Source organism: Methylomonas sp. 11b (assembly GCF_000515215.1).
In the GTDB taxonomy this organism is placed as follows: domain Bacteria; phylum Pseudomonadota; class Gammaproteobacteria; order Methylococcales; family Methylomonadaceae; genus Methylomonas.
The window spans coordinates 2,082,191-2,097,061 of the sequence record NZ_KI911557.1; the positions used below are offsets into that span (position 1 = coordinate 2,082,191).

Here is a 14,871-nt window from a genome sequence, read left to right on the forward strand (position 1 = left end):
ATGATGCAAGACTATCAAACCCAAAAACCCACCGTGTTGGAAATACTGAACACTCATCAAGCAATGCCGGGTAATCTGTTGCCTATTTTGCATGGTATTCAGGACACTCTGGGCTACATCCCGCCGGCCGCCGTAGTAGACATTGCCAAGTCGCTCAATCTTTCCCAAGCGGAAGTCCACGGGGTTATTAGTTTTTATCATTACTTTCGGGAGACTCCGCCCGGAGAGCACACAATACGAATTTGTCGGGCCGAATCATGCCAAGCAATGAACGGTAAAGCGCTGGAAACCCATGTTAAACAACAGCTTGGCATCGACTTTCACGAAACCACAGCTGACGGAATTTTTTCACTAGAACCTGTTTATTGTTTAGGTAACTGCGCTTGTTCGCCATCAATTACCATAGACGACGAGGTGATGGGTCGCGTCACAACTGAAAAATTTGATCGTTTGCTAGCCACTTATAAAGGTGCCAAATAATGACACGCGTATTTATTTCCCGTGATTCCACCGCACTTTCCCTGGGTGCTGAACAAGTTGCCAAGGCATTGGAACAGCAAGCTAGCAGCAAAGGCTTATCAGCTGAAATCGTCCGCAACGGCTCTCGCGGATTGTTCTGGCTGGAGCCCCTCGTCGAAGTCGAAACCAGCCAAGGCAGAGTTGCCTATGGCCCCGTGCAAGTGGAAGATGTGGCACCTTTACTCGATGCCGGGCTGCTGGATGGCAAGCAACATCCGCTTTATTTAGGCAACATTGAAGAAATAGCTTATTTCAAAAATCAAAATCGTCTTACCTTCGCCCGCGTCGGCCTAACAGACCCGGTCAACATCGACGACTACTTGGCTCACGATGGATACCGTGGCCTGAAAAATGCGTTGGCTTTGCAAGCCACCGAAATCGTCAAACAGGTCACTGACTCGGGCCTGCGTGGTCGTGGCGGCGCCGCGTTTCCGACCGGCATCAAATGGAACACAGTGCTAAACGCCCCGGCAGATCAAAAATACATTGTCTGTAACGCTGATGAAGGCGACTCTGGTACATTTTCCGACAGAATGATCATGGAAGGCGACCCCTTCGTTTTGATCGAAGGCATGACCATAGCCGGCCTCGCGGTGGGAGCTACTCAAGGTTATATCTATCTGCGCGTCGAATACCCACACGCTAAGATTGCGCTGAATCAAGCTATCGAAGCGGCGTACAAAAACGGTTATTTGGGCGAAAACATCCAAAACAGCGGAAAAACGTTCCACCTGGAAGTACGCAGCGGCGCCGGAGCCTATATTTGCGGCGAAGAAACTTCCCTGTTGGAAAGCCTGGAAGGTAAACGTGGATTGGTACGTTTTAAGCCACCACTCCCCGCTATCGTCGGCCTGTTCGGTAAACCTACCATCGTCAACAATGTCATTTCGCTGGCCTCGATTCCTGTGATTCTGGACAAAGGCGGCGAATATTATAAAAACTACGGCATGGGCCGTTCACGCGGTACGCTACCTCTGCAACTGGCTGGAAATATCAAGCACCCCGGTCTGTTTGAGGTCGCTTTCGGCATGACCTTGCGCGAGCTGCTTTACGATTACGGCGGCGGCTCAGCGAGCGGCCGACCGATACGCGCGGTACAGGTCGGCGGACCGCTGGGCGCTTATTTGCATGAGAGCCAGTTCGATACACCGCTGGATTACGAAGCCTTCGCGGCCATTTCAGCGGTATTGGGTCATGGCGGCATAGTGGTTCATGACGATACCGTCAACATGGCCGACATGGCGCGTTATGCAATGGAATTTTGTGTGGAAGAATCCTGCGGCAAATGCACACCTTGCCGGATAGGATCAACACGTGGCGTCGAAGTAATAGACCGTATCGTCGAGGGCGTGCAAAAGGATAAAAACACCGTGTTGTTGCGCGATTTATGCGACACCATGACTTACGGATCTTTGTGTGCAATGGGCGGCATGACACCTTTCCCGGTGTTAAGCGCGCTGAATCATTTCCCTGAAGACTTTGGCTTACAATCCGCCAAAGCCTGATCGCGATTACCAGGAGATAAACATGTCTGACAATAACGAAATAGATTACGGAACTCCCGCAAGTTCGTCTGCAAATCAAGTCACTCTGGAAATCGACGGCCACAAGGTCACTGTCAATGCCGGCAGTTCCGTGATGCGCGCCGCCGCCGAAGCGGGGATCAGCATTCCTAAATTGTGCGCCACCGATAGCCTGGATCCGTTCGGTTCTTGTCGGATGTGCCTGGTGCAAATCGAAGGTGCGCGCGGCTATCCGGCTTCCTGTACTACCCCGGTGGCAGAAGGCATGAAGGTATGTACCCAGAACGACAAGCTAGCCAGCATCAGACGCGGCATTGCCGAACTATACATCTCCGATCATCCTTTAGACTGTTTAACCTGCGCCGCCAACGGCGATTGCGAATTGCAGGATACCGTCGGCCAAGTCGGCTTGCGCGAAGTGCGTTACGGTTTCGACGGCGAGAATCATCTGGATTCCGAAAAAGACACCAGCAACCCCTATTTCAGCTTCGACCCGGCAAAATGTATCGTTTGTTCACGATGCGTCCGTGCCTGCGAAGAGGTACAAGGTACCTTCGCATTGACCATCGACGGCCGCGGCTTCGATTCCAAAGTCTCTCCAGGGCAAAATCAGCCATTCATGGAATCCGAATGCGTATCCTGCGGCGCTTGCGTGCAAGCCTGCCCCACCGCGACACTGATGGAAAAATCGGTAATCGACCACGGTGTTCCGGAACATAGCACCATCACCACCTGCGCCTATTGCGGTGTCGGTTGCTCATTCAAAGCCGAAATGAAAGGCGAACAACTGGTACGCATGGTGCCGGATAAAAACGGCCAAGCCAATCACGGCCACTCTTGCGTCAAAGGCCGATTTGCATTCGGTTATGCCACGCACAAAGACCGTATCACCACCCCTATGGTACGGGAAAACATTTCCGATCCTTGGCGCGAAGTCAGTTGGGAAGAAGCGATCAGTTTTGCCGCCACCAAATTGAAGGGGATCCAAGCCAAATACGGCAAAGACTCAATCGGCGGCATTACCTCTTCGCGTTGCACTAACGAAGAAACCTATCTGGTGCAAAAATTAATCCGTGCCGGCTTCGGTAACAACAATGTCGATACCTGTGCCCGCGTTTGCCATTCGCCGACCGGCTACGGCTTGAAAAGCACTTTTGGCGAATCATCCGGCACCCAAACCTTTGACTCGGTGATGCAGTCCGATGTGATTATGGTAATCGGCGCCAATCCGACTGACGGCCACCCGGTTTTCGGTTCGATGATGAAACGCCGCTTACGCCAAGGCGCGAAACTGATCGTGGTCGATCCGCGCAGTATCGATTTGGTTAGCAATAGCCCACATGTGAAAGCCGACTACCATCTGAAACTTCGCCCCGGCACCAATGTTGCGGTTGTCACCGCATTGGCTCACGTCATTGTCACCGAAGGCTTGGCGGATGAAAAATTCGCACTGGAACGCTGCGATATTGAGTCGTTCAATAAATGGAAAACCTTTGTTGCGCTGCCCCAACATTCACCTGAGGCCGTCGCCGAATTAACCGGCGTACCCGCCGAAACCATGCGCGCAGCGGCTCGCTTGTACGCAACGGGCGGTAATGGCGCGATCTATTACGGCTTGGGTGTGACCGAACATAGCCAAGGTTCAACAACAGTTATCGGTATCGCTAATCTGGCAATGGCAACCGGTAACATTGGCCGCGATGGGGTTGGCGTCAACCCGCTACGCGGACAAAACAATGTCCAAGGCTCTTGCGATATGGGTTCGTTCCCGCACGAGTTTGTCGGCTACCGCCATGTTTCCGACTCGCAAACTCGCGTTCAGTTTGAAACTGCTTGGAACGTGGCGCTGTCCTCAGAACCCGGCTTACGTATCCCGAATATGTTTGCCGCCGCTATCGACGGTAGTTTCAAAGGCTTGTACGTACAAGGCGAAGACATCGCTCAATCCGATCCTGATATCACCCACGTACATCACGCGCTACGTGAATTGGAATGCTTGGTCGTACAAGACATTTTCCTGAACGAAACCGCTAAATTTGCTCACGTGTTTTTACCAGGCTCCTCGTTCCTGGAAAAGAACGGCACGTTTACCAATGCTGAACGCCGGATTTCGCCGGTTCGTAAAGTGATGACCCCGCTGGGTGGCAAGGAAGACTGGGAAGTAACCCAGGATTTGTCGAACGCCCTGGGTTATCCGATGAATTACAGCCATCCTTCGGAAATCATGGCCGAAATCGCGGCGCTGACACCGCAATTCGCCGGTGTCAGTTACGAAAAAATCGACGAAATGGGCAGCATACAGTGGCCTTGCAATGACGAAACACCCGATGGCACGCCGATTATGCACGCCGACCACTTCGTGCGCGGTAAAGGCCGCTTCATGCTAACCGAATATGTCGCTACCGAAGAACGTACCAGCAGCAAATATCCGTTGATTCTGACTACCGGCCGGATCTTGTCGCAATACAACGTCGGTGCCCAAACTCGCCGCACGGAAAACGTCGCCTGGCACGAGGAAGATCGTCTGGAATTGCATCCACACGATGCTGAAGTACTGGGTATTAGCGATGGCGACTGGTGCGGCGTGAAAAGCCGTTCCGGGGAAACCGTGTTGCGCGCTTTGATTACTGATCGCATGCAGCCTGGCGTGGTTTACACCACGTTCCATTTCCCACATTCAGGCGCTAACGTCATCACCACCGATAACTCGGACTGGGCAACCAACTGTCCGGAATACAAAGTCACCGCTGTACATGTCGCCAAAGTTGCACAAACTTCGGCATGGCAACAGGAATACCAAGACTTTTCCGACAATCAGTTGTCTCTACTGGAAAACCGCATCGCGGTCAACGAGTAAGTAGCAACCGCCTTATGGATGCAGTCTCAAGCGAACTGGGCTGGACCAGCTATCGAACCGGTACGTTCGATAGCTGGCGCGGCCCAGTTCACACCGCGAAAGAGGATTATGTCGCTGAAGAAGTGCCGGTGGTGTTGGTTTACAACACCATTCCGCACGTGGTGATGCTGACGACCCCTCTCAATCTAGAAGATTTTGCATTGGGCTTCAGTCTGACCGAAGAAATCATCGGCCATACGTCGGAATTGCAGTCGGTACGCGTCGTACAACGCTCCAAAGGAGTGGAAGTTAGAATGACGATTCCTGAAAAGCGTTTTGAGAAACTGCACGGCAAGGGAAAAAACATGACCGGCAGAACCGGTTGCGGTTTGTGCGGAGCCACCACCCTGGAGCAAGCCATTCGGCGTCCCCATCATGTGGGGCAAGGTTTAGCGCTGAATGCAGCGCTATTAAGCAGCGGTTTCGCCGATATGGCGCAAAAGCAATCTCTGAATATGCTGACCGGTGCGGTCCATGCGGCAGCGTGGCTGCACCCGGAACGCGGCATCGTTACTGTAAGGGAAGATGTCGGCCGTCATAATGCACTGGATAAACTGATCGGTTCATTAGCCAAGGCCAACTGCGATTTTGAAAATGGCTGGCTGCTGGTGACCAGCCGCGCCAGTTATGAAATGGTACAAAAAGCGGCCAGTGTTGGCATCACCTTGCTGGCAGCCATCTCGGCACCTACCGCGTTAGCAATTCAATTGGCGGAAGAGTGCGGACTGACCCTGGTTGGCTTCGCCCGCCACGAAAATCATATGATCTACACTCACCCTCATCGTTTACAACATTACCAAGAATCAGCCGCATAAAACATGGATAACCATAACCTCATTAAAATGGCCAACAACATTGGCGCTTTTTTCAAATCCGAACCCGACCGGGAATTGGCCATTAAGGGCGTTGAACAACATATCCGAAACTTTTGGGAACCGCGCATGCGTAAAGCGATTGTCGAATATGTGCAACAAGGTGGTAAAGAGTTAATGGAAATAGTGTCGGAAGCCGTATTGCGTATTGCCAAGTAACTCTGGGCTAATGCATCGGTTACTCGTACTTATTGAATCAGTTTATCGACCATCGCTCTAAACTGGTCATCAGCCTAATTGATAACTTCCCCCCCAATAGGATCCCATTTGGGGGAAGTCTAAATCTCTACATAGCCTTAACTATTAATGATTGAGCGCCTTAGTCAGCGGAACTAAGCGGTTGAACTTCGGATGGCAAAGTCGTACCCAAATATTTATTCAGTTGGCCCTTGCTCGCTAAAATTCGAAATTGCGAAAACAGCTCATCGTATTTAGCATTGATATACGAGCTTTTAGCAATATAAGCCTCGTTGAAGGTATCCAGCAAATCTAATAAGGTCCGTTGACCAATATTGAACTGCTGCTGATAAGCACTGATGGTCTTTTCGCTGGAATCGACGTGTTGTTTAAAAAACTCCAACTGGCTCTTCACGGTTTGATGAGCGACCCAAGACAAACGCATACTTTCAATCACCTGCCTATGCGTATTATCGCGAATATCCTTGGCCTGATTGATTAACTGCGCGGTTTGCTCGCGGCGAGCTATATCCTTGCCGCCGTTAAAAATGTTATAGCGCATACGTAACATTGCCGTCATATCGGAATTGGTGCCGCGGATACCGTCTAAGTTGTAGTTATGACTGGCGCCGGCCTCAATATCAAAACGCGGAAAATAGGGGGCCATAGCCGTAGCATGTTGGGCAAATGCCGAATCGATATCTGAATTAGCAGATTTCAGAATGGGATGATCGGCTAACGCTTCTTCTATCGCTTGATCCAGCGATTGGGGTAGCGCGGTTCCCGGCGATTGAATCGGTTGAATACCTTCCGGCAATATGCCGATGACTCGCAAGAAACTGGTCTCGGCATCTTTCAAATTACCGATTTCGGACAACACGTTCTTTTCCGCCAAGGCTACCCTGCCCATTGACTGGTCGACATCCGCCCGTTTGCCGACGCCGCGTTCGCTACGCAGTTTGATTTGATCGTTGGTACCTTGATGGCGTTGCAGATTTTCCTTAGCCAGATTCAACAACTCCTGACGCCGCAACACCTTAATATAGGCTTCAACACCATCGAGCGCGGTTATTTCCGACTGGCCGAATACTGTGTAAGCCCGAGAGTCGGTCCGAGCTTCCTGCCTCTCCACTTCATTCGGAGTAGCCAGACCATCAAACAACATTTGCCTGGCCAGAATCGCCCCTTCCTCTCTATGATAAAAAACCGATCCGTCACCGCGGCCACGGGTGGTAGGGTTATTCGATTCTTCCCAGCCGATGCCGGCTGTGACATCCACAGTTGGAAAATAACCGGCCTTGGCTTGACCGATTTCCTCTTCAACTGCGCGGCGTTCTGATTTGGCAGCTTGGATTTTGGGATTTTCATCCAACACTTTCTGAATAGATTCTTGCAAACTCAACGCCTGACTGCTTGATACACAGGCCAAATGCATGGCTATTCCTAAACTCAAACTCCTGCTGACTCTCATGACATTCCTCTCTGATATTGGTCGATTTCTTTTAACAATATGGCTAGTCTTAAGCGGTCGTCGACATGCAGTTTCCTAAAAATCGACGATAAATGCGCTTTTACAGTCCGCTCGGAAATATTCATAGCAAAAGCAATACGCTTATTACTTTCACCCTGCCGTATCATGTCCGCCACTTCCACTTCGCGCGCGGATAAACTGGCCAGTTGCTTTAGCTTTAGTTCGGTATCGACGGTACTAGGCGTAAGTTGTGTACGTCTGGCACTGGTCAACACACCAATGACCTTGGGCACCAAGGCCCGACGAATCCAAATATCACCCGCCAAAATACAAGCTACCGCACGCATTAAAAGCTCCGATGCTTCGGACTGTTCGCAATAGCCGGCGGCACCGTTAATCAGCACCTCGATCTGCTTATGTTCCGGCCAATCGGAGCCGATGACCAGGAAACGGACTTTTTTGTTGGCAAAAACCGTTAACAAACCGGCATCGTCATCCAGTTTTTTTGCATCGAAAATCACTGCATCGGCGGTATATTCGCTGCGGATACTGTGCAGCATACTAACGTTATATCCCGCGATCAGCGCATGAGTCCACTGCGCCGTCAGCTGAGGATTATTGGAATAAATCAGTATGTTAGCCACAAATGTAATTGTTGTTATGAGTTATCGTTCTCTTAAAGCCCTATCCCTGGCTTTCAATATCGGCTTCAAGAGGTAATCAAGCACTGTTTTTTTTCCGGTTAAAATATCAACTTCCGCGGTCATCCCGGCAATAATTTCCAAACGTTCGCCGCCCTTTTCCAGGTAGTTTTTAGCGGTGCGCAAACGAATCAAATAGTAACTGTCCTCATCTTTCTTCTCGCCGGGTATGCTGTCGGCGCTGATGTGTTCCAAAGAGGCCTCCAGGCCACCGTAGATCGAAAAATCATAAGCGCTTAGTTTTACCACAGCTTTCTGCCCAGGGCGAAGAAAAGCAATGTCCGCCGGCCGAATTTTCGCTTCAATCAACAGCTGATCTTCCAAAGGCACGATTTCCAGCAAATCCATGCCGGGTTGAATGACACCGCCCACCGTAGCCACTTTGATGCGCTTTACCGTGCCTTTTACCGGCGACAGCACTCTGGTACGGCTAACTCTATCTTCCAAAGCTACAGCAGATTCGGATGTGCGATCCAGTTCCGCCTTCACTTCGTTCAATTCTTTCAACGCTTCGGTTTTATAGCGAATCTTGATCTCCGCCAATTTGTTGCGCGCTTCGTCCAATGACGAACGTAGCCGCGGCATCGCCAAATTTGCGGAATTCAAGTCGCCTTTCAAATCATTAGCAGCACGTTGTAAGCGCAGTAATTCAACTTGCGACATAGCCCCATCAGCCACCAACGGTTCGGACATCTTTACTTCGTCCTGCAAAAGTTTGTAGCTACGCGCCAATTGGTCGCTTTTCGACTGAATTTCGATAATTTCCTGCTCTTTCTGCCGCACCTGCTCGGCAAAAATGTCGCTATTCGATCTTATTTCGTTCTGCTTGGAAACCAGCAATTGCCTGACGTTGTCGGCGATTTGCGGTGCATTCTTCATAACCTCTTCCGGAATTGCCAAAGGCGTGCCGTTAATTTCGGCATTCAAGCGCGCGGTATTTGCCAACAACTCGTAATACTTTAACTTGGCTTCTTTAAACGAGGAAGCAAAACGGACTTGATCGAGTTGCAGCAAAACCTGATCCTTGTCCACCAATTGACCTTCTTGCACCAATATTTCCGAAACGATACCGCCCTCCAGGTTCTGCACCACCTGCACTTGACTGGAGGGTATGGTTTTACCTTCGCCGCGCGTAACCTCATCCAAGCTGGCAAACCCGGCCCAAACCAAGGATGCCGCAACAAAAGCCGCGGCAAACCACAGGATCAAATGGCTTTGCAAGGGTAATTCGTAAAGATTAGCGGCGTTGACGTCGCTTAAAAAACGCTGATCTTCGGCTCGATACCGATGCTCGGCGCGCCACTCGGCTATTTTTTTCAACATATTAGATAGCCACCTTGATCTGTCCTTGGCGCAAGGCTTCCAGCACATGTTCCTTGGGGCCGTCTGCGACCATATGCCCGCCGTCCATCACGATCAGCCTGTCCACCAAGCTGAGCAGCGACATGCGATGCGTGACCAGTATCAGAGTCTGTTGCCCCAATTGCGCGGCAAACCGCTGTTTAAAGGCTTCTTCGCTACTGTTGTCCATCGCATTAGTCGGCTCGTCCATAATAAAAATCGACGGCGACAACAGCAAGGCTCTGGCCAGCGCAATACTTTGCCGTTGCCCACCCGACAAGGATGCGCCGCGCTCGCCCACTTGCAAATCAAAACCGGCGGGATGTTTACTGACGAACTGATCGACGCCGGCAATCGCCGCCGCCTTTAACACCGCAGCATCATCGGCGTAGCGCGAACCCAAAACGATATTGTCCTTCACGCTACCGAACATTAAGGAAATATCTTGCGGCACATAGCCGATTTGCCGGCGTAAATCGGAAGGATCGATTTGGCGAATATCGGTGCCGTCTATCAAGATCGAACCTTCTTGAGCCTGGTACAAACCCAGCATCAATTTTTCCAGCGTGCTCTTGCCGGAACCTATTCGGCCGATAAAACCCACGCGCTCGCCGGCCTTGATTTTAAACGATATGCCATCCAAGGCCTTGACCGGCTGCTGCGGATAGCTGAAGCGAACCTGCTTGAACTCAATCTCGCCGTTAAAGCGCGGTCTATGCAAATAGTCCTTGCCGTTCTCGCGTTCCACCGGTAGAGCCATCATTCGGTTAAACGACCCCAGGGCGGTCACCGCCTGATGGTAACGGGTCAATAGTGCCGCGACCTGCCCGACCGGAGCCAAGGCCCGCGAGGTCAGCATGGTGCAAGCCACCAAGCCGCCTGTCGTCAAATCACCATCAGTAATCCGGTAGACGCCGGCCACCACCACCAACACCGATGCCAATTGCTGCAAAAATGCGGTCAAATTGACGGTCAAGCCGGCATAAAACCGCGACTTTAAGCCCAGCCGGGCGATTTCGCCGACATTCTGTTCCCAACGGCGCTGCAATTGTCCTTCCGCGCCGGCCGTTTTGATCGTTTCCAGATTGGACAACGCTTCCACCAGCGTGGCATTTTTTTCACCGCCGAATTTGAACATGGCGTTGATCGTGTTTTTCAATGGCGCCTGCAAGGCGATACCAATCAACATTGCTAACGGTAAAATCGCCAATGGAATCAAGGCCAAATTGCCGCCGACACTATAAATGATCAGTAAAAACAAAAACAAAAACGGCAAATCGATCAGTGTCACCAGCGTTGCCGAGGTCAAAAATTCACGAAAGGATTCGAATTCGCTTAAGTTGTTTGCAAAAGCACCCACCGATGGCGGCCGGGCTTCCATACGAATATTCATCAGTTTTTCGAAAATATTCGCCGACAAAATAATATCGGCGCGTTTGCCGGCTGCATCGATAAAATAGCTTCGTAGCAGCTTCATCGCCAATTCGAAACCAAACACGATCAGCACACCTATAGTCAGTACCCACAACGTTTCCAGCGCGTGATTCGGTACCACGCGATCATAAACATTCATGAAAAACAAGGGCGCGGCCAAAGCGAACAGATTGATTAATAACGAGGCCGCCAGCACTTCCGCATAGATAGGCCAGGACTTATAAAGCACGTCCCAAAACCAATGTTTGACCTTCGGTACAGCCGATTCCGCAGTGCGCCCGTCAAAGCGGTGCTGCAACTGCACGAAAAAAGCCGAACCGCTGTAACTAGCTTGCAACTCCGCAGCGCTAACGGTCTTCTCGCCGCTATCGGTTTCCGGCAACACTACCGTATAGTTTTCACCGCTCTTGGCAAGCAATACACAGGCATTACCGTCTTTCAGCAACAGCACTGCCGGCAATACCAAATTGGAAATTTTCTCTAAGGGTCTGCGCAACAAGCGGCTGGTCAAACCAGCGCGTTCAGCGGCGCGCACGAACAAACCGGGCGTCAATCTATTCTCGACCAAGGGCAGTCCGGCTACCAAGGCCGTTGCAGTTTGCGGAATATGTAACAACTTGCAGACCGATAGCAAAGCCAACAATAGAGGATCGTCAAACGTGGAATCTGCTGGTCCGGATATCTGGCCGCTATCAGGCATGTAGGATGTAAGTAGAAGTTATGATTTTTATAACGCTTTAGGCGCTATTGTACTTAAGTATTATAAATTGATGCGATTACAACCCAAAAAGCATTTTTATCAAAGCAAATTCAATCACCGGCACCAGATGCACCGCCAATTATTTCCCGTAACAAGGCGGTGGCATAGCTACCGGCGGGCAAATTGAAGCTCAACTTGAGTTGATTATCCAGCCACTGCCACTCCAGATCTTGCGGCAATGTGCGTAAAGCGCGTCGATCAGCTTCCAGATCAAACGCAAGCAATCCGTCGGCTATGGATGCGTTAGCGGCAATCACGGCGTCTTCTATCGCACCAGCCTCAGCTGTGGCAATCTTACCGCCACGGCCCCACATGGTCCCGGTGGGATGAATATCACCCTGTTCGACGCGAGCCGACAGACTGGCGTCGTCGCTATCGCCGGTAAAACAGCTATTACTGCCGTCAAGCTTGAATACATCGCCATTCAATGCTTGATGCCAATTCGCTTGCTCGACGCGCTGCGCCAAGATCAGATTGAACAAATACGAGCGCGCTGCCGATAAATACAAAGAGCGTTGTTCCCGCTTGACCTTGGCACCGGCAAACATGGCCAGCGCGCGATTGATATTTTGGCCTTGATGACCGAAACGTTGCGGTCCGAAGTAATTGGGAAAGCCTTGGGCTTTAATCTGCTGCAGTTGCTTTTCGGTGCTTTCTTGGTCGCCCGTCCAATTTCGGATCAGCAAGTTAAATCGATTGCCCGCCAAAACACCGCGCTTTAGTTTTCGGGCGTGGCGGACCGTTTGCAACACTTGCAAATGCTCGGTTTCGATAGCTGACCAATCCGGATCGTCCTTACCCGGCAACCACACACTAAACCATTGCCGCGTTCGGCCGTGTCTATCCTTAAGACCAGCATAGCTGACATCTCGCTGCCTGACCCCGACATGACGAGCCAGCTGCCGCGCGACATATTCGGTGTTTTCACCGATTTTTTCGATATGCAGGAATATATGCTCGCCGCTGCCTTCCGGCTCGAACGATAGAACTTCTTCGACTACGAAATCCTCGGGCTCGGTTTTGATATCTCCGGTACCTGAGGGTCCGCCGTACGCGTAGGGCCATTCGGGTAAATTAAAATCTGTCATAAGGCTTATAAAATATCGTAGGTCATGTTGCCGCGATACGACTGCATGGATGCAGGAGGTAGAGCAACGCAGGAACGGTTGCCGAGTGGTGAGGTGACATTCCGAATGTGAAATTGTCAGGGAACGCTACTCGCACCATGACCTACATGGATTATCGCTTTCAATCCATAGGTTCAGAAAATTAGCTTCGGTTGAAAAAGGATAAAAAAAACGTCTAAGGCAACAATGAAAATACCGGCTTTAAACGTAAGAAAATTCGAGTGATAAAACTCTTCCTCCTTGGTTGGCGGGCGTGAGTCATTTTGAGCGTCTAAATACCCTCTGACTCCTCTTTTTTGCCTGTCGCTTAACCAAGGAATCATCCCGGAACTAATAAGCATAGCGGTGCCAAAAAGAACAATTCCGAATCCTACGCCATGACGCTCAAAGCCATAGGCGATAAATTCGCTTATTGTGTCATTTAGACTCATTGTCAATTCATTCATTTACCGAGCATCAATACTAAAGACAGTAATCCTAATCGATGCCGTATGGTGCAATTTTCAAGATTACACTAGATGGTCGAGTATCGCGGTATCGCTCGTGATCTAACGCTGGCAACGTTTTTATTTCTCTATCAACACCACCGCCTGCACCGCGATGCCTTCCTTGCGGCCTTCGAAGCCTAATTTTTCAGTCGTGGTAGCTTTGACATTGATGAAATCGACATCCACGGCCAAGTCGGCAGCGATATTGGCACGCATAGCCGGCACGTGCGGCAGCATTTTCGGTGCCTGGGCGATGATAGTGACATCGGCGTTAACCAGCTTGTAACCTTTTTCCTGGACAATTTTGTAGACGTGGCGTAGCAATACCCGGCTGTCGGCACCCTTGAATTCGGGGTCGGTATCCGGAAAATGCTTGCCGATGTCGCCCAACGCTGCCGCGCCGAGAATTGCATCAGCCAAGGCATGCAGCACCACATCGCCGTCGGAATGGGCTTCCAAACCTCTTTCATAGGGGATTTTCACACCGCCCAATATGATGTGATCGCCGTCGTTGAAACGGTGGACGTCGTAACCTTGACCGACTCGGATCATGCTTGTTGCTCCATGTAGAATTGCGCCAGCGCCAGATCTTCGGGCCGGGTGATTTTGATGTTGTCGGGTCGGCCTTCGACGATTTTGGGTTTGTAGCCCAACAATTCCAATGCACTGGCCTCGTCGGTAACGGCCGGATTGCCTTCGGTTTGCTGCAAAGCGTCGCGCAGCATGCCGTATTTGAACATTTGTGGCGTCAACGCCCGCCAGACATGTTTGCGGTCTATCGTTGCGGTAATGGTGTCGCCGTCGACGTGTTTCAGCGTGTCGTGTGAAGACAGCGCCAGAATGCCGCCGACCTCATCGTTTTTGAGCGTGTCGATTTGCAGATGAATATCAGAAGCCGTCAGACAGGGTCGTGCGGCGTCATGCACCAGCACCCAATCGTCCTCGGCGGCTTGGCCCTGCAAAGCTTTCAGCGCCGACAGCACCGAGTCAGCCCGCTCCTTGCCGCCCGGTGCGGTAATCACATCAGGATGTTTGGATACGTCTAATTCCGGCCAATACGGATCTTCAATCGATATAGCGACAGCCACGGCTTGAAACGCACCGGATTGCAATAAGCGATTTAAGGTATGTTCAATGACGGTTTTGCCGGCCAGCGGTAGATATTGTTTAGGGCGGTCGGCTTGCATACGTTTGCCGACGCCGGCTGCCGGGACTACCGCCCAGCATCTAAGAATTTGATTCATGCTCTACTCAAGCACTTGAAAGAAGGTTTCGTTTTCCTTGATCATGCCCAATTCATAGCGGGCACGCTCTTCGATGGTTTCCAAGCCACGGCGCAAATCCAGCACCTCGGCATACAGGGAATCGTTGCGTTCCTTTTTTTCCTGGGCTTCCTTGGTCAGGGTGTCGAGACGTTCCCGATAATCGCTAATCTGCGAGACGCTGGCATCACCTAGCCACAACCGATACTGGAAGTGAACGATTAATAGGATGATGATGGCGATGAGCGTTTTTATAGCGAATTCTCAACAATGTAGGTTGGGTTAGCTCTATCAGAGCGT

The 14,871-nt window shown here is 51.0% G+C and carries 14 protein-coding genes; 5 read left to right on the plus strand and 9 right to left on the minus strand.

Going from position 1 to position 14,871, the window contains the following annotated elements:
* Positions 1 to 3: 3 nt before the first annotated feature.
* The 5 genes from METH11B_RS0110055 to METH11B_RS0110075 are packed head-to-tail and all read left to right on the plus strand — an operon-like array spanning position 4 to position 5,969.
* Positions 4 to 480, plus strand: coding sequence for a formate dehydrogenase subunit gamma (locus METH11B_RS0110055; RefSeq protein WP_020482977.1), 477 nt, complete (start codon positions 4 to 6; stop codon positions 478 to 480).
* A complete protein-coding gene (locus METH11B_RS0110060) occupies positions 480 to 2,024 on the plus strand; it encodes a formate dehydrogenase beta subunit (RefSeq protein ID WP_026601928.1) in 1,545 nt (514 codons plus the stop codon). The genes METH11B_RS0110055 and METH11B_RS0110060 overlap by 1 nt, the downstream gene beginning before the upstream one ends.
* 22 nt (positions 2,025 to 2,046) lie before the next feature.
* Positions 2,047 to 4,899 (plus strand): formate dehydrogenase subunit alpha, encoded by a 2,853-nt coding sequence (gene fdhF, locus METH11B_RS0110065; protein WP_026601929.1) that lies wholly within the window; start codon positions 2,047 to 2,049, stop codon positions 4,897 to 4,899.
* Between the two features lie 14 nt (positions 4,900 to 4,913).
* A complete protein-coding gene (gene fdhD, locus METH11B_RS0110070) occupies positions 4,914 to 5,753 on the plus strand; it encodes a formate dehydrogenase accessory sulfurtransferase FdhD (RefSeq protein WP_026601930.1) in 840 nt (279 codons plus the stop codon).
* 3 nt (positions 5,754 to 5,756) lie between these two features.
* Positions 5,757 to 5,969 (plus strand): formate dehydrogenase subunit delta, encoded by a 213-nt coding sequence (locus tag METH11B_RS0110075; RefSeq protein ID WP_020482981.1) that lies wholly within the window; start codon positions 5,757 to 5,759, stop codon positions 5,967 to 5,969.
* Positions 5,970 to 6,129: 160 nt separating this feature from the next.
* Here the strand turns inward: METH11B_RS0110075 and METH11B_RS0110080 are convergent, their stop codons facing one another.
* The 9 genes from METH11B_RS0110080 to METH11B_RS26645 form a co-directional block, all read right to left on the minus strand.
* Positions 6,130 to 7,422, minus strand: a complete 1,293-nt coding sequence (locus METH11B_RS0110080; protein WP_026601931.1) for a TolC family outer membrane protein — start codon at positions 7,420 to 7,422, stop codon at positions 6,130 to 6,132.
* A gap of 32 nt (positions 7,423 to 7,454) precedes the next feature.
* Positions 7,455 to 8,102 (minus strand): response regulator transcription factor, encoded by a 648-nt coding sequence (locus METH11B_RS0110085; RefSeq protein ID WP_026601932.1) that lies wholly within the window; start codon positions 8,100 to 8,102, stop codon positions 7,455 to 7,457.
* Between the two features lie 21 nt (positions 8,103 to 8,123).
* A complete protein-coding gene (locus METH11B_RS0110090; protein ID WP_026601933.1) occupies positions 8,124 to 9,482 on the minus strand; it encodes an HlyD family type I secretion periplasmic adaptor subunit in 1,359 nt (452 codons plus the stop codon).
* Position 9,483: 1 nt separating this feature from the next.
* A complete protein-coding gene (locus METH11B_RS0110095) occupies positions 9,484 to 11,634 on the minus strand; it encodes a type I secretion system permease/ATPase (protein ID WP_026601934.1) in 2,151 nt (716 codons plus the stop codon).
* Between the two features lie 110 nt (positions 11,635 to 11,744).
* Complete coding sequence (gene truD, locus METH11B_RS0110100) at positions 11,745 to 12,782, minus strand: tRNA pseudouridine(13) synthase TruD (RefSeq protein WP_026601935.1); 1,038 nt, start codon at positions 12,780 to 12,782, stop codon at positions 11,745 to 11,747.
* A 173-nt stretch (positions 12,783 to 12,955) separates the two neighbouring features.
* Complete coding sequence (locus METH11B_RS0110105; protein ID WP_026601936.1) at positions 12,956 to 13,267, minus strand: hypothetical protein; 312 nt, start codon at positions 13,265 to 13,267, stop codon at positions 12,956 to 12,958.
* 120 nt (positions 13,268 to 13,387) lie between these two features.
* Positions 13,388 to 13,861 (minus strand): 2-C-methyl-D-erythritol 2,4-cyclodiphosphate synthase, encoded by a 474-nt coding sequence (ispF, locus tag METH11B_RS0110110; RefSeq protein WP_026601937.1) that lies wholly within the window; start codon positions 13,859 to 13,861, stop codon positions 13,388 to 13,390.
* The gene (gene ispD, locus METH11B_RS0110115) at positions 13,858 to 14,553 is read right to left on the minus strand and encodes a 2-C-methyl-D-erythritol 4-phosphate cytidylyltransferase (RefSeq protein WP_026601938.1); all 696 of its coding nucleotides are present in this window, start codon (positions 14,551 to 14,553) and stop codon (positions 13,858 to 13,860) included. The genes ispF and ispD overlap by 4 nt, the downstream gene beginning before the upstream one ends.
* Positions 14,554 to 14,556: 3 nt before the next feature.
* Complete coding sequence (locus METH11B_RS26645) at positions 14,557 to 14,826, minus strand: septum formation initiator family protein (RefSeq protein WP_026146944.1); 270 nt, start codon at positions 14,824 to 14,826, stop codon at positions 14,557 to 14,559.
* Between the last annotated feature and the right edge of the window lie 45 nt (positions 14,827 to 14,871).